Here is a 22,302-nt window from a genome sequence, read left to right on the forward strand (position 1 = left end):
GGGCCCGGCCCCGGCTATCCTCGACCCACATGACACGGGCCGGGGGCGACCACACCCAGCGGGCCAGTCTGCCGCCGCTGAAGAAGGCCCCCCGCCTGGCCGCCGGCCGCGCCCGCGCTCTCGGCCTGCCCACCCGCGGCACCACCAACGCCAACCGGCTCCGCCGCGTCGACCGGTGGCTGGTGGCCACCCAGGTGCCGCGGCTGCGCGACGCCGCCCGACCGCTGGTCGTCGACCTGGGCTACGGGGCCTCCGCCGTCACCACGCTGGAGCTGCTCGAGCGGCTGGCCCCGGAGGTCCCCGGCCTGGAGGTCGTCGGGCTGGAGATTGACCCGGCGCGGGTCGAGGCGGTCGCCGAGCAGCGGGATCCGCCGCGGCTGGACTTCCGGGTCGGCGGCTTCGAGCTGGCCGGGCTGCGCCCGGTCCTCGTCCGCGCGTTCAACGTGCTGCGCCAGTACGACGAGGACTCCGCGGCGCGGGCGTGGGACACCATGCGCGGCGCGCTGGCACCCGGCGGGCTGCTGGTCGAGGGCACCTGCGACGAGTGGGGACGGCGCTCGACCTGGGTGGCGCTGGACGAGGACGGGCCGCTCACCCTGACCCTGGCCGCCCGCGTCGCCGACCTGGACCGCCCCGCCGACCTCGCCGAGCGGCTGCCCAAGGCGCTGATCCACCACAACGTCCCCGGCGAGCCGGTGCACGAGTTCCTGCGCGCGTTCGACACCGCCTGGGCCTCGGCGGCCGGGCTGTCGACGTTCGGCCCGCGGCAGCGGTGGGCCGCCGCGGTGCAGACGCTGGCCGAGGACGGGTGGCCGCTGGTCGGCTCGAGCCGCCGGTGGAAGCACGGCGAGGTGACCGTGCGCTGGTCGGCGGTGGCGCCGCGCTGAGATGCATCCGGCCGTCGGGTCCCGGACGCCGGACCCGGCAGCCGCGGGCATCTCGACGCGGGGTGCCGGGCGCGGGACCATGCGCCTGGTCCCCTGGGCAGGAGGTCGCGATGGACGCCGCTGCACCACCGCCGCTCACCGTCGTCCGGTCGGGGGAGGGCCGGCTGGCCGACCTCGGGGACGGGCTGGGTGTGGCCTTCAAGCTGTGGGGGGAGGACACCGACGGGTCGATCGCGGTCGTCGAGCACCCGTTCGCCGTGGGCACCTACGTGTCGGCGCACCTGCACACGCGCGAGGACGAGTACTCGATCGTGCTCGAGGGGGAGATCGGCTTCCGCTCGGGGGACCGCGAGGTGGTCCTCGGCCCGGGCGGCTACATCACCAAGCCGCGCGGTGAGCTGCACGCCATGTGGAACGCCGGGCAGGTGCCCGCGCGGATGATCGAGATCATCAGCCCGGCGGGGTTCGAGGGGTTCTTCCGGGACGTCGCCGACCTGGCCGAGGCCGGGACCACGGACGAGTCGGCGTTCCTGGCCGTCGCCGACGCGTACGGCCTCCAGTTCGGCGAGCCGGACTGGGAGGCCGACGTCGTCCGCCGCTACGGCCTCCACCCGCCGTCCTGAGGACCGCTGCCCGGGGGACCGCCCCGGCCGGCGGACGCGTCGGGGACGATGACGGCGTGAGAGCACGGTGAGCCGGCGGGACCGCTCGCACCTGACCCCGCTCCCCGGGCGCACCGAGGTCGCCGGCGGGACCGCGGAGCTGCTGGCCGACGCCGACCGGGACGGCTCCTGGCAGCTGCTGATCGACGGCGTCCCGCAGTCGCACGTGGACCTGACCGACCCGACGTACCTGGAGTTCGAGTACGTCCGGCGGATCGGCCACGTGCTCGACCTGGCCGGCGATCCGGGCGGGCCGCTGGACGTCGTCCACCTCGGGGGCGGCGCGCTGACCCTGCCGCGCTACGTGGCCGTGACCCGGCCGGGCTCCCCGCAGCGGGTGATGGAGGTCGACGAGCGGCTCACCGACCTGGTCCGCAGCAGGCTGCCGCTGCCCCGCGGTGCCCGCGTCCGGGTGCGGGCCGCCGACGCCCGCGCGGGGCTGGCCGCGCTGCCGCCGCGCAGTGCCGACGTCGTCGTGGTCGACGTCTTCGCCGGCGCCCGGACCCCCGCGCACCTCACGACGGTCGAGTTCGCCACCGACGTCGCCCGGGTGCTGCGGGCGGGCGGCACGACCGTGTGGAACGTCTCCGACGGTCCCCCCCTGCGCTTCGCCCGCGCGGAGGCGGCCACCCTCGCGGCGGTCTTCGCGAACGTGGCGCTGATCGCCGAGCCGGGCACCCTCCGCGGCCGGCGGTTCGGCAACCTCGTGGCGGTGGCCTCGGATGCGGAGCTGCCGATCGCCGCGCTCACCCGCCGGTGCGCCGGTGACCCCATGCCCGCCCGCCTGGTGGACGGGGAGTCGCTGCGGACCTTCGTCGGGCAGGTCGGGCCGGTGACCGACGCCGAGGCGCAGCCCTCCCCGGAACCCCCGGCCGGCGTCTTCGCCTGACCACCACACGGGTCGCCGCCGTAGGGTCGGCCCATGACCGCCCCCATGTCCCGCCGCCTGACCCGCGACACCCGGCACAAGGTCATCGCCGGGGTGTGCTCCGGACTGGCCCGCCGGCTCGGCATCTCCCGGAACGGGCTGCGGCTGGCGTTCGTCATCTCCTGCGTGCTGCCGGGCCCGCAGTTCATCGCCTACCTGGTGCTGTGGGTGATCATGCCGGCCGACGACCGGCCGCAGAGCTGGTGACCGCGCGCGGCGCAGCTCACCAGTTGCTGTTGCCCCGCCGCAGGCCGCGCACCGCGGGGCGCACGTCGACCAGGTAGACGACGGACGCGATGACCGCGGGCAGCCCGAGGAAGCTCAGCGGGTTCTGCATCCACAGCAGCACCAGGAGGGCGATCCCGGTGATCGCCATCCAGCCGGGCTTGGTCAGCTTGCCGGCCGCGATGAAGCCGGCCGCGGGGCGGATCATCGCGTCGACGAAGGCCCACACCGCGAGGGCGAGGGTCGCGTAGAAGACGACCAGGTAGAGGAGCCCGTCGAAGCTGACCATGCGCGCCAGGATAGGCGCGTCGGGCGTCCCGGCGGGGCCGGCACGGAGGCGCCGCGCCCCGGCGGGTGAGACGACCCCGCCCCGCCACCCACGCGAGGTGGGTGACGGGGCGGCGGTACGGCCCCCTGCAGGGGGACGAGGAGGTCCTTCCTCAGCGGGTCGCGTCGGGGCTCTTCGCCGGGACCGCGGTCGGGTCGGGCAGCGTGGCGGTGGCGGCCTCGGCCGGCGACGCCTTGGCGGTGCGCTTGGCGGCCGGCTTCTTCGCCGGAGCCTCCGGAGCCTCCGGAGCCTCCGGAGCCGCCGGAGCCGCCGTCGCGACCGGCGCGTCGGTCTTCGCGGGGGCGGTGGCCGCCCGCACCCGGCGCTTCGCCGAGGACGTCGCAGCCCCGGTCTCCTCGGCCAGCTCGTCGAGCGCCCGGTCGGCGCGCGACCTGGTCTTCTGCGTGATGGAGGTCACCCGGTTGGACGCGGTGTCCACCGCGTCCTCGGTGCTCTCGACCAGGTCGGTGACGGCGTCCTGCACGGTGTCGGCGGCAGCGTCGACGGTCGACTCGGTGCGGCCGACGACCCGCTGGACGACCGGCTGGGTGCGCAGGTCGCCGACGACCTTGGTGCCGCGGCCGGCCAGCTCCTCGATCGTGTGCACGGCCTGGCTGCGGGCGGTCCCGACGAAGCCGGCCAGCGTGCCGACGACGGTCTCCGGGCGCACGGTGGCCGCGGCGGAGGTGACCGCAGCGCGGGCGTGCTCGGCGCGGGTGCGCGCCTCCTTGGCGGCCAGGTCGGCCTGCACCTGGGCCTCGCCCGGCAGCGCCTCGGCGCGCGAGCGCAGGCCGTCGACGACGGCTCGGGCCTGCTCGACGGCGACGTCGCCGGCGCCGATCACGGCGAGCAGACCGGTGCGGCCGGTGTCGACGAGGGTCTCGCCGTAGTGCTTCAGGGTGTCGGTGGCGTTCATGCCGTCTCCTCCTGGGATGGGTCGTGGGTGGGCGGTGCGACCTGCTCACGGGCGTGCTCCCGGGCGTAGGTCTCGTACAGCTCGAGCAGGACCGCCTTGTGGCGCTCGGAGATGGCCTCGTCGGCGCGGATCGCGGCCACGGTGCCCGCCGTGCCGGACCGGCGGTCGAGGATCCCGGCCTGCTCGTACAGCGTCTCGGCCGATATCTTCAGCCCGCGGGCGATCTGACCCAGGATCTCCGCGGACGGCTTGCGCAGCCCGCGCTCCACCTGGGAGAGGTAGGGGTTGCTCACGCCGGCGGACCGGGCGAGCTCGCGCAGGGACACCTGGGCGGCGTTGCGCTGGCTGCGGATGAAGTCGCCGACGTGCGCGGGCACGGTGGATGCCTCCGCGGCAGCACTGGCCGCGGCGGTGGTCACGGTCTCGCGGACCGCGCTCACCTGCTCGCGGACGAACTCGGTGGGTCGCTGCACACCACCACGGTAACCAGGACTGCTAGCTCTTGCAAGCGGCGGGCTAGCAGTGTCAGCCGACCCATCCGGCGCAACCGGCCGGTCAGGCCAGGACGGCGCCCGCCCGGACCTCGCCGACCACGCCGTCGCCGCCGGACACCGGCGTCACCAGCCACCGGGACAGCTGCTCGGCCGGCACGCCGAGCCACCGCAACCCGGCGGCGAGGGCGGGCAGCCGGCCGCGGTCGCCGCCGTCGTCGAACTTGAGCGCGACGGCTCCGCGACCGGGCAGCGCGGCGACGTGCACGCCGTCGGCCCCGCCCTTCACCAGCAGCCCGGCCAGACCCTGCATGAGCTCGGTGTCGTCGCGTCCGGTGCCGGCGACCAGCCACGGGTGGGCGCGCATCGCGTCGGCCACCCGCCGCTCCGGCGTGCCGACCGCCGACTGCACCAGCGAGAGGACGCCGCGGGCCAGCCCGGTCAGCGACAGCGCGTGCTGCGGCGCGCCGCAGCCGTCGACGACCACCGCGGTCACCGGCTCACCGGCGGCCTCACCCAGCCGCGCCTCGATCGACTGCTGCAGCGGGTGCTCGCGCTCCAGGTAGCCCTCGGTGGGCCAGCCGGCCGCCACGCAGGCCGCCAGCATCGCGGCGTGCTTGCCCGAGCAGTTCATCGCCAGCCGCTCCGGCGCCCGGCCGGCCACCAGCCACCGGGCACGGGTGTCCTCGTGCTGCGGCAGGGCCGGCGGGCAGCCCAGGTCGTCGGGGCCCAGCCCGGCGGTGGCCAGCAGCTCACCGGCGAGCTCCCGGTGCCCGTCCTCCCCGTTGTGCGAGGCCGCGGCGATCGCCAGGTCCCGGTCGTCGCGCGGCTCCCAGCCGGCGGCCAGGTACGTCAGGGCCTGCACCGGCTTGTTCGACGAGCGGGGCAGCACCGGCCGGGTGACGTTCCCGGCCTGCACCAGCGGCCGGCCCTCGGCGTCCAGGACGACGAGCGCCCCGCGGTGCACCGACTCGAGGAAACCCGAGCGCCACACCTCCACCAGCACCGGGGCGTCGGGCCATGGTGACGTGCCGGAACGGCCGCCCTGCAGGGCCCCGCCGCGAGCTCGCGAGTGGTCGGCCCCGTCCGGAGGCTCAGCGCGAGCGTGCGAGTGCTGAGGGGGACGGGGTCCTTCCACCTTCACCGGTGCCGGGACTCGTCGGCCAGCAGCTGCGCCACGTCGGCCAGCCCGTCGCGGTACCGGCGGGCGAGCTCACCGGCGACGGCGTCCATCACCTGCTGCACGCCGCGGCGTCGCTCGGACAGGCTGCGCTCGCCCGCGCCGAGCGCGCGGGCGGCCGACTCCAGCTTGTCGTCCGGCAGGGCCGGCACGTCGGAGAGGTCGACGTCCGGGGCCAGGCTGTTGACCCAGTGCTCCATGTGCTCCGGCGCGGTGGGCTGCACCGTCTGGTGCCGGCCCAGCCCGTGCGCCGGACCGCGGCCCTTCTCGGAGAGGATCTCCGGGAGCAGGTCGACCAGCGAGCGGCCGTCGTGCTCGGCCCGGCGCTGCAGCTCCCGGCGGACGATGTCCAGCCGGCCCTGCAGCAGGCGCCGGGTGTAGGAGAGGTTGACCTCCTCCTGCTCGGCCTGGTGCCGCACGGCGCGCACCTGGGCCATCGACAGCTCCTCGATGCCGTCCAGGAAGGCCGGGTCGAGCAGCGCGTCGACGGCGGCGCCGCCGGCGGCCGGGGTCGGGGCAGTCACGGGGAGACCTCCACGGTGCGTCGGACGGGGATGCCCAGCAGCTGCCGGGCCTCGAGGGTCGACAGCGGCGGCCGCTGGGCGATCCGGGCGAGCCCGGCCGCGCGGGCCACCAGCTGGGCGTTGTCGCGCACCGGCTCACCGGGCGCGTAGGTCAGGGTGTCCTCCATGCCGACCCGCAGGTGACCGCCGGCCGACAGCGCGGCCAGCATCACCGGCAGCGAGGTGCGGCCCACCCCGGTCGCCGCGAACGTCGCGCCGGGCGGCAGGAAGGGCAGGCACGCGGCCAGCGCCGCCGTCGTCCCGGGCATGCCACCGGGCACGCCCATGACCAGGTCGACGTGCACGTGCCCACCGTGCGGCAGGCCGTGCCGGTCCAGCAACCGCGCGAGGGTGGCCAGGTGCCCGAGGTCGAAGACCTCGTACTCCGGGACGATGCCGCGCTCCTGCATCCGGGAGTGCAGCTCGACGATGAGGTCCCAGGGGTTGCTGAAGACGTCGCGGCCGAAGTTCACCGTGCCCAGCGACAGCGAGGCGGCGTCCGGTGCCGCGTCCAGCACGGCGAGGCGCGCGTCGAACGGGTCGGTCACCGCCCCGCCGGTGGACAGCTGGACGACGAGGTCGGTGGCCTCCCGCACGGCGGTGACCACCTCGCGCACCCGGCCCAGGTCGAGGGTGGGGCGGGTGTCGGCGCCGCGGACGTGCAGGTGCAGCACCGCCGCCCCGAGCGCCTGGCAGTCCCGCGCGGTGGCGACGACCTCCTCGACGGTAACCGGCAGCGCGGGCACGTCGGCCTTGGCCGACTCGGCACCCGTGGGGGCCAGCGTGATGAGCGTGCCGGAGGTCACCGGTTGATCGTGGCAGACCGCACCGCGCGCACCCGCTCACGGGCCGCCGCGACGTCCGCGTCGACCCCCTGCGGGCCGTCGTCCGGGTCGATCGCGGCGACCGCCTCCCCGACGTGCAGCGCCGTGCCGGGCTGCACCGACTGCTTGACCAGCGCCAGCGCGATGACCCCGAGCTCGTGGTGGCGCACCACGGTGCCCACCCGGCCGACCTCCCGCGCCCCCGCGGTGACCGGCGTCCCGGGCACGGGCAGGGTCTCGCTCATCCCGTCCAGGTGCAGCAGCACCAGCCGGCGCGGCGGGCGCCCGAGGTTGTGCACCCGGGCGACGGTCTCCTGGCCGCGGTAGCAGCCCTTCTCCAGGTGGACGGCGGTGCGCAGCCACTCCAGCTCGTTGGGGATCGTGCGGTGGTCGGAGTCGACCCCGGCCCGCGGCCGGCGGGCCTCGGCGCGCAGCGCCTCGTAGGCGTCCAGGCCGGACAGGGTCGCCCCGGCGGCCAGCAGCTCGTCGGCGCGGGCGGACACGTCGGCGCGCGGCACGAGCAGGTCGACGACGGCGGCGCTCCCGTCGCCGATCGCCGGCATGCGGCGCACCCACCCGCCGCCGGGCAGGGCGGCCACGGCGTACGCGCCCGCAGGCACCGGCCAGCCGGCCGCGCGCAGGACCTGGTCACCGCGCGGGCCGACCAGCGACAGCAGCGCCCACTCGCCGGTGACCAGCGCCGGGTCGACCCGGAGCATGAACCGCATCCGCTGCAGGAAGTCGACCAGCGCGCCACCGGTGCCCGGCTCGGCGTCGCCCCAGGTGGTGCCGCCCAGGTCGGTGAGGACGACGTGGTGCTCGACGTGCCCGTGCGGCGAGAGCACCAGCGCCTCGCTGCCGGTGGCGTCGCCGAGCCGCTCCAGGTGCTGGCTGGTGAGGCTGTGCAGCCAGGTCAGCCGGTCGGCGCCGGGGACGACGAGCACGTCCCGGTCGCTGCGGTCGACCAGTCCGGCGCCCTCGGCGAGCCGGCGCTGCTCGGGCAGCGGGTCGCCGTAGTGGCCGGCGACGGTGCCGGTGCCGCCGTCGGGCAGCGCCAACGCCACCGCGCCGGGGCGGGACAGCAGGGGGGACGGGGTGGTCATCGGTGCTCCGTTCGGGTCTTCTCCGCGCAGGCCCGGCAGGTGCCGCTCAGCGCCACGTGGCCCACGTCGACGGTGAAACCCAGGTCGGCGGCCAGACGTTCCGCGGCGCTGTCCAGCAGCCCGGGGTCGGCCGAGATGATCTGCCCGCAGGACTGGCACACCACGTGCAGGTGCGGGTGCTGCGCGGCGTGGTAGACCGGCGCGCCCTTGCCCAGGTGGGTGTGCCAGACCAGGCCGAGCCGCTCCAGCACCTCGAGGTTGCGGTACACGGTCGAGGTGTCCGGCGCGGCGCCCCCCGCTCCGGCTTCGGCCTTCAGCCAGGCGTGGATCTCCTCCGGCGTGCCGTGCTCCAGCGCGGCCACCCCGGCGAGCACGCGCTGCCGCTGGCTGGTCAGCCGCATGCCCCGGGCGCGCAGCTGCGCGGCGAGCGGGACGCTCTCCTCACCGGACACCCTGCCGAGCCTAGTCAGCCGGTACGGCAGGGTGGGGCCGTGATCGAGCTGCAGCAGACGGGTGCGCGGGTGGCGGCCTGGCGGGACGGGGCGGCCCGCACGGCGGGTTGGGACGAGCCCGTCGTCAGCGCCTTCGACCTCGGGCTGGGCCGCGGGGACGGCGCCTTCGAGTCCGTGCTCGTCACCAGCGGGACGACGCCGCGCCTGCCCGCCCACCTGGCCCGGCTCGGCCGCTCGGCGCGGCTGCTGGACCTCGCCCACCCCGGCGACGACGCGGTCCGCGCCGTGGTCGCCGCGGTCGTCGAGGGCTGGCCGGCCGACGTGGAGGGCGCCTGCCGGGTGCTGCTCACCCGCGGCCTCGGCGACGGCACGCCGCCCACGCTGGTCGCGCTGCTGGCGCCCGTCCCCGCGGAGACGATCCGGCAGCGGGACGAGGGCGTCGCCGTCGTCTCCCTGTCGCTGGGGGTGCCGGCCGACCTCCGCGCGCGGGCGCCGTGGCTGCTGGGCGGGGCGAAGACGCTGTCCTACGCGGTGAACATGGCCGCGCTGCGGCACGCCCGCGCGGCCGCCGCGGACGACGTCGTCTTCACCTCGCTGGACGGGCAGCTGCTCGAGGGGCCGACGTCCACCGTGGTCTGGGCGACCGGCGGCCGGCTGCACACCCCGCCGGTGGAGACCGGGATCCTCGCCGGCACCACGCAGGCCCGGCTGTTCGCCGCGGCCGAGGCCGACGGCCGGCCCACGGCGGTCACGCCGGGCACCGTCGAGGACCTGCACGCCGCCGACGCGGTCTGGCTGCTGTCGGGGATCCGCGGCGCGGCGCCGGTGACCCGGCTGGACGGGGTGGACCGCGGCGACGCGGGGCTCACCCGGGCGATCCGCGAACTGCTCGCCCGGTAAGCTCCGCCGTGGTGCGCCGGGAAGTCTGGTCGGCAACTCCCGAACCGACGCCGCACCCTGGAGCCGCCCGATGACCAGTCCCCTCTTCCGCCGCGGTTCCTGGGCCGAGACCTCGCGGATCGCCGAGGTGCTGCGCAGGGAGACCGTCGGTGGCGTACTGCTCATCATCGGCGCGGTCATCGCCCTCATCTGGGCCAACAGCCCGTGGTCGGCGGCGTACGAGTCGCTGCGCGACCTGCGCGTCGGGCCGGAATCCCTGCACCTGGACCTGACGCTGGGCACCTGGGCCGCGGACGGGCTGCTGGCGGTCTTCTTCTTCGTGGTCGGACTCGAGCTCAAGCGGGAGTTCGTGGCCGGCGACCTGCGCGAGCCGCGGCGGGCCGTCCTCCCGGTCGCCGCCGCGGTCGGCGGGATGATCGTCCCCGCCGTGCTGTTCATCCTGGTCAACCTGCGCACCGGGGACGGCGCGCTCCGGGGGTGGGCGATCCCGACGGCGACCGACATCGCCTTCGCCCTCGCCGTGCTCGCGGTGATCAGCACCCACCTGCCGACCGCCTTGCGCACGTTCCTGCTCACCCTGGCCGTCGTCGACGACCTGCTGGCGATCGCCGTGATCGCGATCTTCTACACCTCCTCCCTGGCGATCACGCCGCTGCTGCTGGCGCTCGTGCCGATCGCGGTGTTCGGATTCCTCGTGCAGAAGCGGGTCCGCTCCTGGTGGCTCCTGATCCCGTTGGCCGTCGCCACCTGGGTGCTGATGCACGAGTCCGGCGTGCACGCCACCGTCGCCGGTGTGCTGCTCGCGTTCACCGTCCCGGTGGTGCGCAGCGAGGCGGCCGGTGGGCCGGGCGCCGGCCCCGGCCTGGCCGAGCACCTCGAGCACCGGATCCGGCCGATCTCCGCCGGGTTCGCCGTCCCGGTCTTCGCCTTCTTCGCCGCCGGCGTCACCATCGGCGGGTTCTCCGGCCTGGTCGACTCGCTGTCGGACCCGGTGGCGATCGGCATCGTCGTCGGCCTCGTGGCCGGGAAGACCATCGGCATCACCCTGGCCACCTGGCTGGTGTCCCGGTTCACCCGCGCCCAGCTCGACGAGTCGCTGGGCTGGCCCGACGTGATCGGGCTGGCGATGCTCGCCGGCATCGGCTTCACCGTCTCGCTGCTCATCGGCGCACTCGCCTACGGCGAGGGGTCGACGCGCGACGAGCACGTCAAGGTCGGCGTCCTGGTCGGCACCCTGACCGCCGCCGCGCTCGCCTCGGTGCTGCTGCGGCTCCGGGACCGCCGGTACCGGCTGATCGAGGAGGCGGAGACCGCCGACGCGGACGCCGACGGGGTGCCCGACGTCTACCAGCGGCCGTCCGCCGAGGGCTGAAAAAGCGCGTTGCCGCTCTCCGGATCCCGACGTACCGTCGTGGCACACGAGAGAGGAGGTGGTCCGTAACTTGCATGCTGATCGGACTCGTGAGGTGGCTGTCCGCTAGCCGCCGTCCAGATGGGCCGCCCGTTCGGAGTGGATTCCGAACGGAGGCATGATCGCCCGTCCGTCGTACGGCGGCGAGCGAGAACCGGACAGTCACCCGACCCCCGGGCCGCCGACCATTGTCCAGTCGGCCCGCGTGCAGCTCCCCCGCTCCGGCGGGGTCCAGCGCCGCGGAGCAGCCCGGGGGTTGTCTGTTCTCTGCGAGAATGGCCGCGTGCAGTTCGCCGGACGGGCCGTCGCGCTCGACACCTCCGCCGGCCTGTGGCTCGCCGAGGCCACCCGCGGCGCCCGCGCGGACACCGTGGCCGCGCACGTCCCGGCCCGCTTCGAGGCCGTGGCCCGCGTCTTCCACCCCGCCGTCCGGTACGTCGGGGACGACGACGTCGAGGTGCCCTGGGCCGCCGTGGCCGCGGCCAACGCCACCACCCCGCACCCGCTCATGCAGTGGGGCTCGGTCACCGGCGCGATGGACTACTTCGAGAACGACGACCAGGCACCGCTGTGGCACGGCGCCCCCGCGCGCGGCCACCTGCCGGTGCCGGTGGCCGAGCGGATGGTCCCCGTCCTCTCCCGGCACACCACGACCCCCGACGTCTGCTGGTTCGGCGTGGCGGTCGGCGGCACGATCATCACCGACCACACCCCGCTCGTCCTGCCCTCTCGGGAGTACTGGCTGGTCAACGGTCCGATAGAGCTGGCGATGGCGAACTTCGCGGCCGAGCCCTTCGAGCAGAGCGCGAACCTCTGGTGGCCGGCGGACCGCGCGTGGTGCGTGGTGACCGACGTCGACCTGGTCACCACCTACGTCGGGGGCACCGCCGCGTGCATCGGCGAGCTGCTGGCGGTCGCCGGGCTGGAGATCGCGCCCGCCGACCCGCGGGACAGGACCACCTGGGACGCCGACGAGGTCAACCCCGTCCCCGCCGACGCCCCGGAGTAGCGGCCATGTTGGCCAACATGGCCCCTGATCCGGCCACGCTGCAAGGGCCCGCCGCGAGCTTGCGAGCGGTGGGGGGCAGCGTGGCCCTTCCTCAGAGCTGGGCGAGCTCGGCGGCGAGGTCGTCGAGGCCGAGGCTGCCCTGGGAGAGGGCGGCCATGTGCCAGGCCTTCAGGTCGAACTCCGCGCCGCGGGCGCGCCGGGCCGCCTCCCGGCCCTCCAGCCAGGCCCGCTCCCCCAGCTTGTAGCTGATCGCCTGCCCCGGCATGCCCAGGTAGCGCACCAGCTCGCTGTCGAGGAACGCCTCGTCGCGGCCGCAGTGGTCGCCGAAGAAGGCCCGGGCCAGCTCCGGCGTCCACGGCTGCCCGGCGTGCCCGGCCACCGACCCCTCGACGCCCTCGGGGACCGGGAGCTCCAGGTGCATGCCGATGTCCACGACCACCCGCACCGCGCGCATCTGCTGCGCGTCCAGGTAGCCCAGCCGCGCGCCCGGGTCCTGCAGGAAACCCAGCTCGTCCATCAGCCGCTCGGCGTACAGCGCCCAGCCCTCGACGTTCGCGCCGACCGAGCCCACCGACGTCTGGTACGTCGACAGCTGACCGGAGACGTGCACCCACTGGGCCAGCTGCAGGTGGTGGCCGGGAACGCCCTCGTGGTACCAGGTGGAGACCAGGTCCCAGAGCGGGAACCGCTCCTGCCCGAGCGTGGGCAGCCAGGTCCGCCCGGGACGGGAGAAGTCCTGCGCCGGGCGGGTGTAGTACGGGGCCGCCGCACTGCCGGGCGGGGCGATCATCGCCTCGACCTGGCGGACCGGCCCGGCGATGTCGAAGTGCTCGCCGTCGAGGGCGTCCATCGCCTGGTCCATCATCGACTGCAGCCGCTGCCGGATCCCCTCGACGCCCTCGACCGCCTCGCCGTTCTCCCTGAGCCAGCGCATCGCCGCCATGGGCGTGCTCCCGGGCAGCACCTTCTCGGCCTCGGCGCGCTGCTCGGCCAGGATCCGCCGGTGCTCCGCCCACCCCCAGGCGTACGCCTCCTCCAGCCGGGTGCCGACGCCGAGGTCCGCGCCGTTCCACGAGCGGGCGAAGCGGGCGTAGCGGTCCCGGCCGACGGCGTCCGGGGTGCCCTCCGCCTCCGGGGCGTACTCGTCGCGCAGGAAGTCGCGGACCTCGGCGACGGCGGCGTCGGCCGCGGCGGCCGCCGCGTCGAGCTCACCGCGCAGCTCCTCGGGCCCGCCGGCGACGACCCCGGCGAAGTACGGACCGGCCAGCCACTCGTCCAGCTGCCCGACGACGGTGCGGACCTGCCGCGGCGCGGCGAGCAGCCCCCGGCCCGCGCCGGCGGCCAGCGACTCCCGGTAGCCCCGGTAGGCCTCCGGCACGCGGGCCAGGCGGCGGCCCAGCACCGCCCAGTCCTCGGTGTCCCGGGTCGGCATCATCGAGAACACCTGGCGGATCGCGTGCACCGGCGAAAAGAGGTTGGAGACCGCCCGCAGGTGCTCCCCCGCCTCGTGCAGGGCCAGTCCGGCGTCCAGCCGCTCGCGCAGCAGCCGGGCGCAGCGGCGCTCGACCGGGTCCTCGGCCAGCGCGGGGTCCTCGGCCAGCACCCGGTCCAGCTCGGCCAGGGTCCGGCGCACGAGCTCCGCCTCCGCCTCGGCGCCGGCCGGGCTGGTGTCCGGCAGCCGGTCGTCGCCGGGCCGGGTGCCCAGCGCCGTGGCCAGCAGCGGGTCGAGCTCGGTGAGCGCGTCGACGTAGGCGTCGGCGACCTGGCGCGGGGTGGCGGGGCGGGGGGACGGCGCGGTGGCGGTCACGGGGGTCAGCGGATCCTCTCCAGGCGGGCGGACATGGTCGGCCGCAGCGGCTGGTCGCCGGCGGCCCGGTCGACGGCGTACATCAGCGCGCCGTCGACGATGCCGTACAGCCGGGTGGCCCGGCTGGTGTCGGGGTGGTCGGGCGTGCGGGCCAGCACGTCGCTGACCAGCTCCCAGCTCGTCGTCGTCCGCGCCCGGCCGGCGTAGATCTCCACCAGGCCGGCCGGTGAGCAGACCAGCAGCTCCACCTCCTCGTCCCCACGGGGGCGCCAGAAGCCGGTCTCCCGCTGGTCCGGGCCGTCCACCTGGCCGTCGTCGGACAGCCGCCAGGTGCGCGACTCGTAGAACAGGAAGTCCCGACCGTCGTGCGCGAAGCGGACCCACTGACCGAACCGGTGGTCGCCCGCCGGCCCGGCGGCCTGCCCCTCGCCGTGCCACTCGCCGAGCAGCGGCAGGACCGAGAGCAGCTCCGGGGCGACCTCCGGCCCCTCCCGGACGTCGACGGTGTCGGGCACCGGCAGCTCCGTGGGCCCCGGGACGGGACCGCTGGGCAGGCCGGGCGGCGTCGGGGCGCTCATCGGGTGCGCTCCCCGCCGTCGCGCCGCGCGACGCGCCAGGCCGAGGCCGCGAGGCCGATCGAGGTCAGCGCGGTCAGCGCGACCAACACCCAGGCGGACACCAGACCCATGCCGTCACGGTATCCGCGCGGCTCGGGCCGCCCGTCAGGCCCCCGCGGGCACGGCCTGCACGGTGGCCCGGACGACGTCGTCCCAGGGGGTCGCCGTCAGGCCGAGCACCTCGGTGGTCTCCGTGGCCTCGATGACGAACGGCTGGTCCCACTGGTGCCGGATGGCCACGATCTCGCGCATCTGGCCGTTGGTCGCCCCGACGGCCCGCAGCACCGGCCACGGCACACCGCTCACCCGCGCCGGTGGAGCGCCCATCGCCGCCGCGAGGTCGGTCAGCGCCTGGCGCTGCGAGCGGGGCGGTGTCGTGGGCACGTGCCAGGCCCGGCCCTCGGCCCGCGGATCGGTCCCGAGGGCCGCCAGGGTGGCGGCGACGTCGGGGACGTAGGACCAGCTGTGCGGGGCGTCGGGGTCGCCGATCACCCAGGCGCGGGGGCCGCGGCGGAGGGTGGCCAGCTGCCGCATCAGGTGCGACTGCCCCGCGGGCACCGTCGGGCCGACGAAGTCCGAGGCCCGCGCCTCGGTGACCCGGACCCGTCCGGCCTCGCGCGCGGCCAGCGCCTCCTCCCACATCCGGATCCGGATCCGGCCCTTGACGTCGGTGGCGGCCAGCGGGCTCCGCGGGGTCATCGGCCCGCTGGGCCGGCCGTAGACGTAGAGGTTGCCCATGACGACGAGCAGCGCCCCGCTGCGTTCAGCGGCCTGCAGGAGCGCCGCCGCGATGGGCGGCCAGTCCTGGGTCCAGCGGTCGTAGGCAGGCGGGTTCACCGCGTTGTAGATGACGTCCGCCCGCCCCACCGCCGCGGTGAGCGCTCCGGCGTCGGCGGCGTCGACCGCCCGGTGCTCGACGGCGTCGGTGCTCCGGCCGCCGCTGCGCGAGAGCACGAGCACCTCGTGCCCCCGCTCGGCCAGCAGCTGGGCTGTCGCCGAGCCCACCGGGCCCTTGCCCACCACCACGTGTCGCGCCATCTTCTGATCCTCCCCTCGGTCGAGAGCGGTGCTCTCGCTCGATGACCACCGTGCCGCGTCGGGCCGGCCATGTCAAGAGCACTGCCCTCGATTGCGTGCACCGATCTCGTGAGGCATCCTGTACGGGTGCCGCCCACCGCCCGTGAACGCGCCCGCGCCGAGATCACCGCCGAGATCACCGACCTGGCGCGCGCCCAGCTGGCCACCGTCGGGGCGACCGGCCTGTCGCTCCGGGCCGTCGCGCGGGAGCTGGGGATGGTGAGCTCCGCCGTCTACCGGTACTTCCCCAGCCGCGACGACCTGCTGACCCGGCTGATCATCGACGGGTACGACGCCCTCGGCGCGACGGCGGAGGAGGCCGACGACCCGACGGCCGCCCCGGCCGAGCGGTGGCTCGCGGTCTGCCGGGCGGTGCGCGGGTGGGCGCTGGCGCACCCGCACGAGTACGCGCTGCTGTACGGCTCCCCGGTGCCGGGCTACCAGGCGCCGCGGGACACGGTCCCGGCCGCGATCCGGGTGGGCGTCGTCCTGGGCCGGGTCCTCGGCGACGCCGCCCGGGCCGGCCGGCTCCCGGCGGCCTCCGGCGCGGTCACCGGCACGATCAGCGAGGCGACGGCCGAGGTGCTCGGCGGGGAGCACCCGGCCCTGGACGACACGGTGCGCGCGCGTGGGCTGCTGGCGTGGAGCAGCCTGTTCGGCGCGATCAGCTTCGAGCTGTTCGGCCACTTCACCGGCGCGGTCACCGACGCCGACGCGTTCTTCGACGCCGCCATGCGCGACCTCGCCGGCCTCCTCGGCCTGTAGGGAACGCGACGGGCCCGCCTCCCGGGGAGACGGGCCCGTAGGCCCCCTTCCAGGGGCCCGCCCTGAGCCTGCGAAGGGCGGGGAGGAAGGGGTCCTTATGCGAGGACGACGGTGGTCTCGTTGAGGCCGACGTCCGCGCTCACGACGCGCTCACCCTTGCCCACCGGGGACAGCGAGCGCAGCTTCCACTCACCCGGGGCGGCGAAGAACCGGAACTCGCCCTCGGGGCTGGTGACCACCTCGGCGGTGAACTCGTCGGTGCCGTCCAGCAGCCGGACGTAGGCGCCGGCGACCGGGGCGCCGTCGTGCCACACCTGGCCCTGGATCACCGTCTGGGTCGTCAGGTCGATGCCGGCGAGGGTCCCGCCCTGCTTCGGGGCTCCGCACATGTCAGCTCACTTCTCGATCGGGACGCCGACGAGCGAGCCGTACTCGACCCAGCTGCCGTCGTAGTTCTTCACGTCGGGCTTGCCGAGCAGCTCGCGCAGCACGAACCAGGTGTGGCTGGAGCGCTCGCCGATGCGGCAGTAGGCGATGGTGGCCTTGCTGTCGTCGTAGCCCTGCTCGGCGTAGAGGGCGGCGAGCTGCTCGTCGGACTTGAAGGTGCCGTCCTCGTTGGCCGCCTTGCTCCACGGGATGTTCTTCGCGGTCGGGACGTGGCCGCCCTTCTGCGCCATCTCCTGCGGCAGGTGGGCCGGGGCCAGGATCTTGCCGGAGAACTCGTCGGGCGAGCGGACGTCGATGAGGTTCTTCGAGCCGATCGACGCGACGACCTCGTCGCGGAAGGCGCGGATCGACAGGTCCGGCTCGCTGGCCCGGTACTGCGTGGCCGGGCGCTCGACGGTGTCCTTGGACAGCGGGCGGCCGTCCAGCTCCCACTTCTTGCGGCCGCCGTCGATCAGCTTGACGTCGCGGTGCCCGTAGAGCTTGAAGTACCAGTACGCGTAGGCGGCGAACCAGTTGTTGTTGCCGCCGTAGAGCACGACGGTGTCGTCGTTGCTGATGCCCTTGGCCGACAGCAGCGCCTCGAAGGCGGCCTTGTCGACGAAGTCGCGGCGCAGCGGGTCCTGCAGGTCCTGCTTCCAGTCCAGCTTGACGGCACCCTCGAGGTGACCGCCGTCGTAGGCGCTGGTGTCCTCGTCGACCTCGACGAAGACCAGGCCGGGCTTGCCCAGGTTCTCCTGCGCCCAGTCGGCGGTGACGAGCACGTCGTTGCGAGCCATGTGTTCCTCCATCAGTTGTCCGGGGATGTGCGGGAAGGTGTGTCGGTACTCGCGGGGCCGGCACCCGCCACGGTCGCCGCACCCCAGCGGAACGGGCGGCGGAGAGGACCTCGGGACGGCGGGACGGCGCGTTCCGGGACGAGCGATCGTCCCCTCAGGAGGTCGGACAGAGGCAGCTGCCGACGCGGCACAGGTCCACTGTGCGGCGCGAGGTCAGCAAGGTGCCCACGGCCGAAGGGTAGCGGATCACCGGTCCACCCCCGTGTGGGCGTCCACGAGTGCGGTCAGCTCCGCCGGCCGCGGCGCCCCCGAGCTGCGCCCCAGCAGGGTGCCGTCCCGGCCCAGGTAGAACAGCGTCGGGGTGCGCCGGACGTCCAGCTCGCGCACCGCCTCCAGGTGGCTCTCCGCGTCGACGTGCAGGTAGGCCAGGCCCGGCCGGGTGGCCTGCAGCTGCCGGATCCGCGCCCGCGTCGCCCGGCACGGGCCGCAGAAGGCGGTCGAGAACTGCACGACGGTGAGGTCGGCCTCGGCCGGCCGGACGCCCAACCGCTCCAGCACCGCCAGACCCGCTGCGCTCACGCTCCCGGCAACGGGCGCACCGCCGGGTGCATTCCGGTGGGCCGGGATCAGCCGCGCAGCACGGTGTCGGCGGCCTGCACCCGGACGACGACGCCGTCCGCCGCCGGGGTGACGCCCACCACCTGCAGCCCGAACGGCAGGGCGGGCACCGGGTAGCGCAGTTCCAGCAGGCCGGCGGCCCGGTCGAGCACCGCGTCGGGGACGTCGGCCGCGCCGGCGGAGGCGTTGCCGACGTCGATGACGAGGTCCTGCCCGTCCAGGCCCACCGTGCCGGTCGCGGTGACCGGGAGCTCGAGGCCGAGCACCTCGACGGTGCGGGTGACCCGGATGCCGTCCCCCTCCTGCGCCAGCGCGGTGTCGCCGCCGATCCGCTCGGCGAGCAGCGGGTAGGACAGCGTCGCCGTCCCGTCGACCCGGTCGACCGGGATCTCGGAGACCTGCCCGGACAGCGCGTCCGACAGCGGCAGGTGTACGCCGCGCAGGACGACGTCGGCGCGGGTGCCGGTGGGCTGGGCCAGCTCCTCGGCGGTGAGCCGGATGCGGACGTCCTCGTACTCCCCGGACAGCGCCTGGGTGAGGAACGGGAAGCCGGCGATGTCGACCTCCGGCGGCGCGGTGAGCCCGCCGCGAGCGGCGACCTGCTCGGCCACCCGGTCCTCGGCGACGCCCACGGCGACCCGGTCGACCACCACCAGCGCGCCGACCAGCAGGAGCAGCAGCACCACCAGGACGGGCAGGCACCCGGCCCGGCGCCGGCTCACCCGAGCCCGTTCAGGGTGAGCGCGTAGGCCACCGGCGCGGCCGCGGCCAGCGGCAGCACCGCCTGCAGCACCGCCGCGGCCCAGCCGGACTCCGCGCGCTCCACCACGACGAAGGACGCACCCAGCGACGTCAGCGCCGCGACCGCGCCGACCGCGGCACCGGAGGTCACGGCCGAGAGCACGTCGGCCAGCGACCCGCGGTCGCCGAGCAGCAGGGCGGCCCCCGCGCCGGCGGCGACCGCGAGCACCAGCGCAGCCGCACCGCACGGCACGCCCGGCGCGACCGCCGGCCGGGGCAGCGCCAGGTCGACCAGGTGTCGCACCACCAGCGCGGCCCCCACGACGAGCGCCGTACCGATCACCGCGCCCGGACCGTCGTCCAGCCGGCCGACGACCAGCAGCACCGCCAGCGCGCACACCGCGCACAGCAGCAGCACCACACCGGCCAGCGAGGGGACCAGCTGCGCCCGGGGTGCCGGCCGGGTCATCTGGTGCACGACCGCGGCCAGCAGGCCCAGGCCGAGCACCGCGGCGAGCGGGTCGAGCGTGGGCCGTTCGGGCAGCAGCAGGACGACGTCGGCCGCGAGCGAGGCAGCCGCGCCGACCACCAGCGCGCCGGCCGGCCCGCGGATGCCCGTGGCCCGGCCCCAGGCGGCGATCAGGGCGGCCTGCAGCGCCGCCACCGCGACGACCCGGCCGATCCCGTCGAGCGCGAGCGGGAGGCCGGCGAGCAGGGCGGTGACGACCACGGCCAGGCCCGCCGCCGGGAGGTGGTGGGCCCGCGGGGACACCGGGGCGTCCGGCGCGGCGGAGGTCATCCGACGATCGTCGCAGAGGACGGCGGGGTGACCGGGGCAGGCCGGCCGGCCGTGTCGGGCCCGGCCACGGCCGCGCACGCCCACCGGCCGATCCGCTCGGCGAGCGGGCCGGTCATCCCGTTCTCGGCGTGCCCCATGCCCGGCACCACCCAGGCCGTCGCCGCCGGCCCGGCGGCCTGGACCAGGGCGCGGAAGTGCTCCAGCGGGAAGTACTCGTCCCGGTCGCCGTGCACCAGCAGCAGCGGTGTCGGGGCGATCCGGGCGACGACCTCCACCGGTGCCGGGGGCACGGTCTCCCACGGCACGCCCAGCCGCAGGCCGAGCAGCCCGGCGGCGACCCGGCGACCGGCGGTGGTCTCCAGCAGCCAGTGCACGCGCCGCATCGGCGGGGTCTCCCGCACGTACCAGCGGCTCACCGCGCTGACCGACACCACCGCGTCCGGCCGGTGGGTGCCCAGGGCGGCCTGGCGCAGCGCGACCCCACCGCCCATGGACAGGCCCAGGGTCACCACCGCGTCGGCGCCGTCGGCCCGAGCGGCCCGCACCGCCGCGTCGACGTCACCCAGCTCGGGATCGCCTCCCACGGTGGTGCCGCCGCCGGAGCGCCCGTGCCCCCGCGAGTCCAGCGCCCGGACCTCGCCGAAGGCCCGCAGCCACCCGGCGAGCCGGCGGAACGGCTCCCGGGACACCGAGTTGGTGAAGCCGTGCGCGAGGACGAAGGTGACCGGCCGGCCGGCCGCGGCGGCCCCGGGCAGCGCCGGCACGACGATGCCCGACAGCTCGACGCCGTCCGCGGCGCGGACACGCACCGTGCGCTCCTCCGCAGCTCGGGGAGGACGGCGGGGCACATCAGTTATCCTGCCCTCCCACCTCGACAGTGCGGTCGACGGCCCCGGTACGGCAGCACGATGAGGAGACGACATGCGGCTCGTGCTCATGACCTCGGCCCGCCAGGCGACCACGGAGGTCCTCCCGGCACTGGGCCTGCTCGCCCACCAGGTGCGCGTGGTCGCTCCCGAGCTGTCCAGCCTGCTCGACGGTGAAGCCGGGGACGTCGTCCTCGTCGACGCCCGGCACGACCTGGTCTCCGCGCGCACGCTCTGCGCCCTGCTGTCCTCGACCGGGGTGGCCGCCTCGCTGGTGGCCGTGCTGTCCGAGGGCGGGCTGGTGGCGCTGTCGGCCGACTGGGGTGTCGACGACGTCGTCCTGGACACGGCCGGCCCGGCCGAGGTCGACGCGCGGCTGAAGTGGGCCGCTGCCCGGCGGCTGGCCGCCGCGGCGCCGGCCGACGGCGGCGACGGTGCCGTGACCCGGGCCGGTGAGCTCGTCATCGACGAGCACAGCTACTCCGCGAAGCTCCGGGGTCGCCCGCTCGACCTCACCTACAAGGAGTTCGAGCTGCTCAAGTACCTGGCCCAGCACCCGGGCCGGGTGTTCTCCCGCGCGCAGCTGCTGCAGGAGATCTGGGGCTACGACTACTTCGGCGGCACCCGGACGGTCGACGTCCACGTGCGGCGGCTGCGCGCCAAGCTCGGTGCCGAGCACGAGGCGCTGATCGGCACGGTCCGCAACGTCGGCTACAAGCTCGACCAGCAGGTGGCCGACGCGACCGCGGCCGCCGCGAGCGTGTCGCCGGCCGACGCCGCCTCCCCGGTCTCCTGACCCCCACCCCCGCCGCCGGCCCCGGCCCGGCAGCGATCGAGCGCACCGGGCGGCTGACCCCGCCCGCGGTGGCCGAGGTCCTCGACCTGCTCGGTGCCGCGCTGGCGGCCGACGGCGTGCGCCCGGTCTCGGAGGAGTCCGAGCTGCGCCTGCAGCACGGGGGTCCCCCCGGGGGCAGCGACCTGACCGCCCGCACGCCGGACGGCGCGCTGGTCGGCTACGCCCGGTTGGAGCTGCCGGAGGAGCCGGCCGAGGCCGAGGCCGAGCTGGTCGTCGCCCCCGGCGCCCGGCGGCGGGGCGTCGGCAAGGCCCTGCTCGCCCGGCTCGAGGAGCTGGCCGGGGACCGGCCGCTGCGGGTGTGGGCACACGGCGAGCTGCCCGGGTCCACCGAGCTGGCCACCGCGCGCGGGTACCGGCGGGCCCGGGTGCTGCTGCAGATGCGCCGTCCGCTGTCCGGCGTCGACACCGACCCGCGCCCGTCCCTGCCGCCGGGGCTGTCGATCGCCACGTTCCGGCCCGGCGTCGACGAGGCGGCCTGGCTGGCCGTGAACGCCCGAGCCTTCGCGCACCACCCCGAGCAGGGCCGCTGGACCCCCGAGGACCTCGCCATCCGGCAGGCCGAGCCGTGGTTCGACCCGGCCGGCTTCTTCCTCGCCTGGCGCGCGGAGCCGGCCGGTCCCCGGCTGCTCGGCTTCCACTGGACCAAGGTGCACCCGGCCGGTGAGGCCGGCGACGAACCGGTCGGTGAGATCTACGTGCTCGGCGTCGACCCCGACGCCCAGGGCATGCGGCTGGGTCGGGCCCTGACCGACACCGGGCTGGCCCACCTGCGGCGGGCCGGGCTGTCCACCGTGCTGCTGTACGTGGACGCGGACAACACCGCGGCGGTGGCGCTGTACGAGCGCAGCGGGTTCACCCGGCACGCCGTCGACGTCTCCTGGGAACGCTCGCCCGCTCCTCGCTGAACCGGCCGCGTTCCCCCGTCCAGGGACCTTTCCGGAGCGCGTTCACCCGTTGGACGGACAGTGTCTGACGAGTCGTGACCGAAGCCTCGACAGTCGTTCACCGGGCGTTCACCCGGGCACCCGGATCCGTCCATCTGCGCCGCCCACGC

27 protein-coding genes are annotated in these 22,302 nt (G+C 75.8%); 10 read left to right on the plus strand and 17 right to left on the minus strand.

Annotated features, from left to right (window positions below; translation table 11 throughout):
- Positions 1–29: 29 nt before the first annotated feature.
- The 4 genes from HL189_RS06940 to HL189_RS06955 all read left to right on the plus strand — a co-directional run bounded on the left by HL189_RS06940 (position 30) and on the right by HL189_RS06955 (position 2,684).
- A complete protein-coding gene (locus HL189_RS06940; protein WP_369132953.1) occupies positions 30–887 on the plus strand; it encodes a class I SAM-dependent methyltransferase in 858 nt (285 codons plus the stop codon).
- Between the two features lie 110 nt (positions 888–997).
- Positions 998–1,510, plus strand: a complete 513-nt coding sequence (locus HL189_RS06945; protein ID WP_369132954.1) for a cupin domain-containing protein — start codon at positions 998–1,000, stop codon at positions 1,508–1,510.
- A 67-nt stretch (positions 1,511–1,577) separates the two neighbouring features.
- Positions 1,578–2,438: a spermidine synthase gene (locus HL189_RS06950; protein ID WP_369132955.1), complete on the plus strand. Its 861-nt coding sequence runs from the start codon at positions 1,578–1,580 to the stop codon at positions 2,436–2,438.
- 33 nt (positions 2,439–2,471) lie between these two features.
- Positions 2,472–2,684, plus strand: coding sequence for a PspC domain-containing protein (locus HL189_RS06955; protein ID WP_369132956.1), 213 nt, complete (start codon positions 2,472–2,474; stop codon positions 2,682–2,684).
- Between the two features lie 16 nt (positions 2,685–2,700).
- On the opposite strand, the gene HL189_RS06960 is transcribed toward HL189_RS06955, so the two are convergent.
- The 8 genes from HL189_RS06960 to HL189_RS06995 form a co-directional block, all read right to left on the minus strand.
- Positions 2,701–2,991 (minus strand): DUF2516 family protein, encoded by a 291-nt coding sequence (locus HL189_RS06960; protein WP_369132957.1) that lies wholly within the window; start codon positions 2,989–2,991, stop codon positions 2,701–2,703.
- Between the two features lie 151 nt (positions 2,992–3,142).
- Positions 3,143–3,946: a hypothetical protein gene (locus HL189_RS06965; protein WP_369132958.1), complete on the minus strand. Its 804-nt coding sequence runs from the start codon at positions 3,944–3,946 to the stop codon at positions 3,143–3,145.
- Complete coding sequence (locus tag HL189_RS06970) at positions 3,943–4,419, minus strand: helix-turn-helix domain-containing protein (RefSeq protein WP_369132959.1); 477 nt, start codon at positions 4,417–4,419, stop codon at positions 3,943–3,945. Before HL189_RS06970 ends, HL189_RS06965 begins: the two co-directional genes overlap by 4 nt.
- Before the next feature lie 82 nt (positions 4,420–4,501).
- The gene (locus HL189_RS06975; RefSeq protein ID WP_369132960.1) at positions 4,502–5,443 is read right to left on the minus strand and encodes an asparaginase; all 942 of its coding nucleotides are present in this window, start codon (positions 5,441–5,443) and stop codon (positions 4,502–4,504) included.
- A 134-nt stretch (positions 5,444–5,577) separates the two neighbouring features.
- Positions 5,578–6,141 (minus strand): aerial mycelium formation protein, encoded by a 564-nt coding sequence (locus tag HL189_RS06980; RefSeq protein WP_369132961.1) that lies wholly within the window; start codon positions 6,139–6,141, stop codon positions 5,578–5,580.
- Complete coding sequence (locus HL189_RS06985; RefSeq protein WP_369132962.1) at positions 6,138–6,986, minus strand: 3-keto-5-aminohexanoate cleavage protein; 849 nt, start codon at positions 6,984–6,986, stop codon at positions 6,138–6,140. Before HL189_RS06985 ends, HL189_RS06980 begins: the two co-directional genes overlap by 4 nt.
- Positions 6,983–8,107, minus strand: a complete 1,125-nt coding sequence (locus HL189_RS06990; RefSeq protein WP_369132963.1) for a folate-binding protein YgfZ — start codon at positions 8,105–8,107, stop codon at positions 6,983–6,985. Before HL189_RS06990 ends, HL189_RS06985 begins: the two co-directional genes overlap by 4 nt.
- Positions 8,104–8,559 (minus strand): Fur family transcriptional regulator, encoded by a 456-nt coding sequence (locus tag HL189_RS06995; protein WP_369132964.1) that lies wholly within the window; start codon positions 8,557–8,559, stop codon positions 8,104–8,106. The genes HL189_RS06990 and HL189_RS06995 overlap by 4 nt, the downstream gene beginning before the upstream one ends.
- 39 nt (positions 8,560–8,598) lie before the next feature.
- Here HL189_RS06995 and HL189_RS07000 point away from each other — a divergent pair, with 39 nt between their 5' ends.
- From HL189_RS07000 to HL189_RS07010, 3 genes are all read left to right on the plus strand, one after another.
- Positions 8,599–9,459: an aminotransferase class IV gene (locus HL189_RS07000; protein WP_369132965.1), complete on the plus strand. Its 861-nt coding sequence runs from the start codon at positions 8,599–8,601 to the stop codon at positions 9,457–9,459.
- Positions 9,460–9,529: 70 nt separating this feature from the next.
- Positions 9,530–10,831, plus strand: a complete 1,302-nt coding sequence (nhaA, locus tag HL189_RS07005; RefSeq protein WP_369132966.1) for a Na+/H+ antiporter NhaA — start codon at positions 9,530–9,532, stop codon at positions 10,829–10,831.
- Positions 10,832–11,153: 322 nt separating this feature from the next.
- Complete coding sequence (locus HL189_RS07010) at positions 11,154–11,879, plus strand: hypothetical protein (RefSeq protein WP_369132967.1); 726 nt, start codon at positions 11,154–11,156, stop codon at positions 11,877–11,879.
- Between the two features lie 91 nt (positions 11,880–11,970).
- On the opposite strand, the gene HL189_RS07015 is transcribed toward HL189_RS07010, so the two are convergent.
- From HL189_RS07015 to HL189_RS07025, 3 genes are all read right to left on the minus strand, one after another.
- The gene (locus tag HL189_RS07015; protein WP_369132968.1) at positions 11,971–13,686 is read right to left on the minus strand and encodes a DUF885 domain-containing protein; all 1,716 of its coding nucleotides are present in this window, start codon (positions 13,684–13,686) and stop codon (positions 11,971–11,973) included.
- A 5-nt stretch (positions 13,687–13,691) separates the two neighbouring features.
- Positions 13,692–14,264, minus strand: coding sequence for an FABP family protein (locus HL189_RS07020; RefSeq protein WP_369132969.1), 573 nt, complete (start codon positions 14,262–14,264; stop codon positions 13,692–13,694).
- Between the two features lie 144 nt (positions 14,265–14,408).
- Positions 14,409–15,341: an NAD-dependent epimerase/dehydratase family protein gene (locus tag HL189_RS07025; protein ID WP_369132970.1), complete on the minus strand. Its 933-nt coding sequence runs from the start codon at positions 15,339–15,341 to the stop codon at positions 14,409–14,411.
- A gap of 126 nt (positions 15,342–15,467) precedes the next feature.
- On the opposite strand from HL189_RS07025, the gene HL189_RS07030 reads away from it, so the two are divergent.
- On the plus strand, positions 15,468–16,145 hold the full coding sequence (locus HL189_RS07030) for a TetR/AcrR family transcriptional regulator (protein WP_369132971.1): 678 nt from the start codon (positions 15,468–15,470) through the stop codon (positions 16,143–16,145).
- A 95-nt stretch (positions 16,146–16,240) separates the two neighbouring features.
- On the opposite strand, the gene HL189_RS07035 is transcribed toward HL189_RS07030, so the two are convergent.
- From HL189_RS07035 to HL189_RS07060, 6 genes are all read right to left on the minus strand, one after another.
- Positions 16,241–16,534: a DUF1416 domain-containing protein gene (locus HL189_RS07035; RefSeq protein WP_369132972.1), complete on the minus strand. Its 294-nt coding sequence runs from the start codon at positions 16,532–16,534 to the stop codon at positions 16,241–16,243.
- 6 nt (positions 16,535–16,540) lie between these two features.
- The gene (locus HL189_RS07040) at positions 16,541–17,368 is read right to left on the minus strand and encodes a sulfurtransferase (protein ID WP_369132973.1); all 828 of its coding nucleotides are present in this window, start codon (positions 17,366–17,368) and stop codon (positions 16,541–16,543) included.
- Positions 17,369–17,614: 246 nt separating this feature from the next.
- A complete protein-coding gene (locus HL189_RS07045; protein ID WP_369132974.1) occupies positions 17,615–17,947 on the minus strand; it encodes a thioredoxin family protein in 333 nt (110 codons plus the stop codon).
- Between the two features lie 47 nt (positions 17,948–17,994).
- The gene (locus HL189_RS07050; protein WP_369132975.1) at positions 17,995–18,708 is read right to left on the minus strand and encodes a DUF2993 domain-containing protein; all 714 of its coding nucleotides are present in this window, start codon (positions 18,706–18,708) and stop codon (positions 17,995–17,997) included.
- Positions 18,705–19,526: a hypothetical protein gene (locus HL189_RS07055; RefSeq protein WP_369132976.1), complete on the minus strand. Its 822-nt coding sequence runs from the start codon at positions 19,524–19,526 to the stop codon at positions 18,705–18,707. Before HL189_RS07055 ends, HL189_RS07050 begins: the two co-directional genes overlap by 4 nt.
- Positions 19,523–20,335 (minus strand): alpha/beta fold hydrolase, encoded by an 813-nt coding sequence (locus HL189_RS07060; protein WP_369132977.1) that lies wholly within the window; start codon positions 20,333–20,335, stop codon positions 19,523–19,525. Before HL189_RS07060 ends, HL189_RS07055 begins: the two co-directional genes overlap by 4 nt.
- 112 nt (positions 20,336–20,447) lie before the next feature.
- Here HL189_RS07060 and HL189_RS07065 point away from each other — a divergent pair, with 112 nt between their 5' ends.
- On the plus strand, positions 20,448–21,188 hold the full coding sequence (locus HL189_RS07065; protein WP_369132978.1) for a winged-helix domain-containing protein: 741 nt from the start codon (positions 20,448–20,450) through the stop codon (positions 21,186–21,188).
- A gap of 53 nt (positions 21,189–21,241) precedes the next feature.
- The gene (gene mshD, locus HL189_RS07070; RefSeq protein WP_369133065.1) at positions 21,242–22,153 is read left to right on the plus strand and encodes a mycothiol synthase; all 912 of its coding nucleotides are present in this window, start codon (positions 21,242–21,244) and stop codon (positions 22,151–22,153) included.
- Positions 22,154–22,302 lie beyond the last annotated feature (149 nt).

The organism is Modestobacter sp. I12A-02662 (genome assembly GCF_041028325.1).
GTDB lineage: Bacteria > Actinomycetota > Actinomycetes > Mycobacteriales > Geodermatophilaceae > Modestobacter.

Bases quoted from the DNA above. Each gene is read 5' to 3' on its own strand.
- HL189_RS06940 (WP_369132953.1), top strand. From the start codon at position 30: ATGACACGGGCCGGGGGCGACCACACCCAGCGGGCCAGTCTGCCGCCG.
- HL189_RS06945 (WP_369132954.1), top strand. From the start codon at position 998: ATGGACGCCGCTGCACCACCGCCGCTCACCGTCGTCCGGTCGGGGGAG.
- HL189_RS06955 (WP_369132956.1), top strand. From the start codon at position 2,472: ATGACCGCCCCCATGTCCCGCCGCCTGACCCGCGACACCCGGCACAAG.
- HL189_RS06960 (WP_369132957.1), bottom strand. From the start codon at position 2,991: ATGGTCAGCTTCGACGGGCTCCTCTACCTGGTCGTCTTCTACGCGACC.
- HL189_RS06965 (WP_369132958.1), bottom strand. From the start codon at position 3,946: ATGAACGCCACCGACACCCTGAAGCACTACGGCGAGACCCTCGTCGAC.
- HL189_RS06990 (WP_369132963.1), bottom strand. From the start codon at position 8,107: ATGACCACCCCGTCCCCCCTGCTGTCCCGCCCCGGCGCGGTGGCGTTG.
- nhaA (WP_369132966.1), top strand. From the start codon at position 9,530: ATGACCAGTCCCCTCTTCCGCCGCGGTTCCTGGGCCGAGACCTCGCGG.
- HL189_RS07020 (WP_369132969.1), bottom strand. From the start codon at position 14,264: ATGAGCGCCCCGACGCCGCCCGGCCTGCCCAGCGGTCCCGTCCCGGGG.
- HL189_RS07025 (WP_369132970.1), bottom strand. From the start codon at position 15,341: ATGGCGCGACACGTGGTGGTGGGCAAGGGCCCGGTGGGCTCGGCGACA.
- HL189_RS07035 (WP_369132972.1), bottom strand. From the start codon at position 16,534: ATGTGCGGAGCCCCGAAGCAGGGCGGGACCCTCGCCGGCATCGACCTG.
- HL189_RS07040 (WP_369132973.1), bottom strand. From the start codon at position 17,368: ATGGCTCGCAACGACGTGCTCGTCACCGCCGACTGGGCGCAGGAGAAC.
- HL189_RS07055 (WP_369132976.1), bottom strand. From the start codon at position 19,526: ATGACCTCCGCCGCGCCGGACGCCCCGGTGTCCCCGCGGGCCCACCAC.
- HL189_RS07065 (WP_369132978.1), top strand. From the start codon at position 20,448: ATGCGGCTCGTGCTCATGACCTCGGCCCGCCAGGCGACCACGGAGGTC.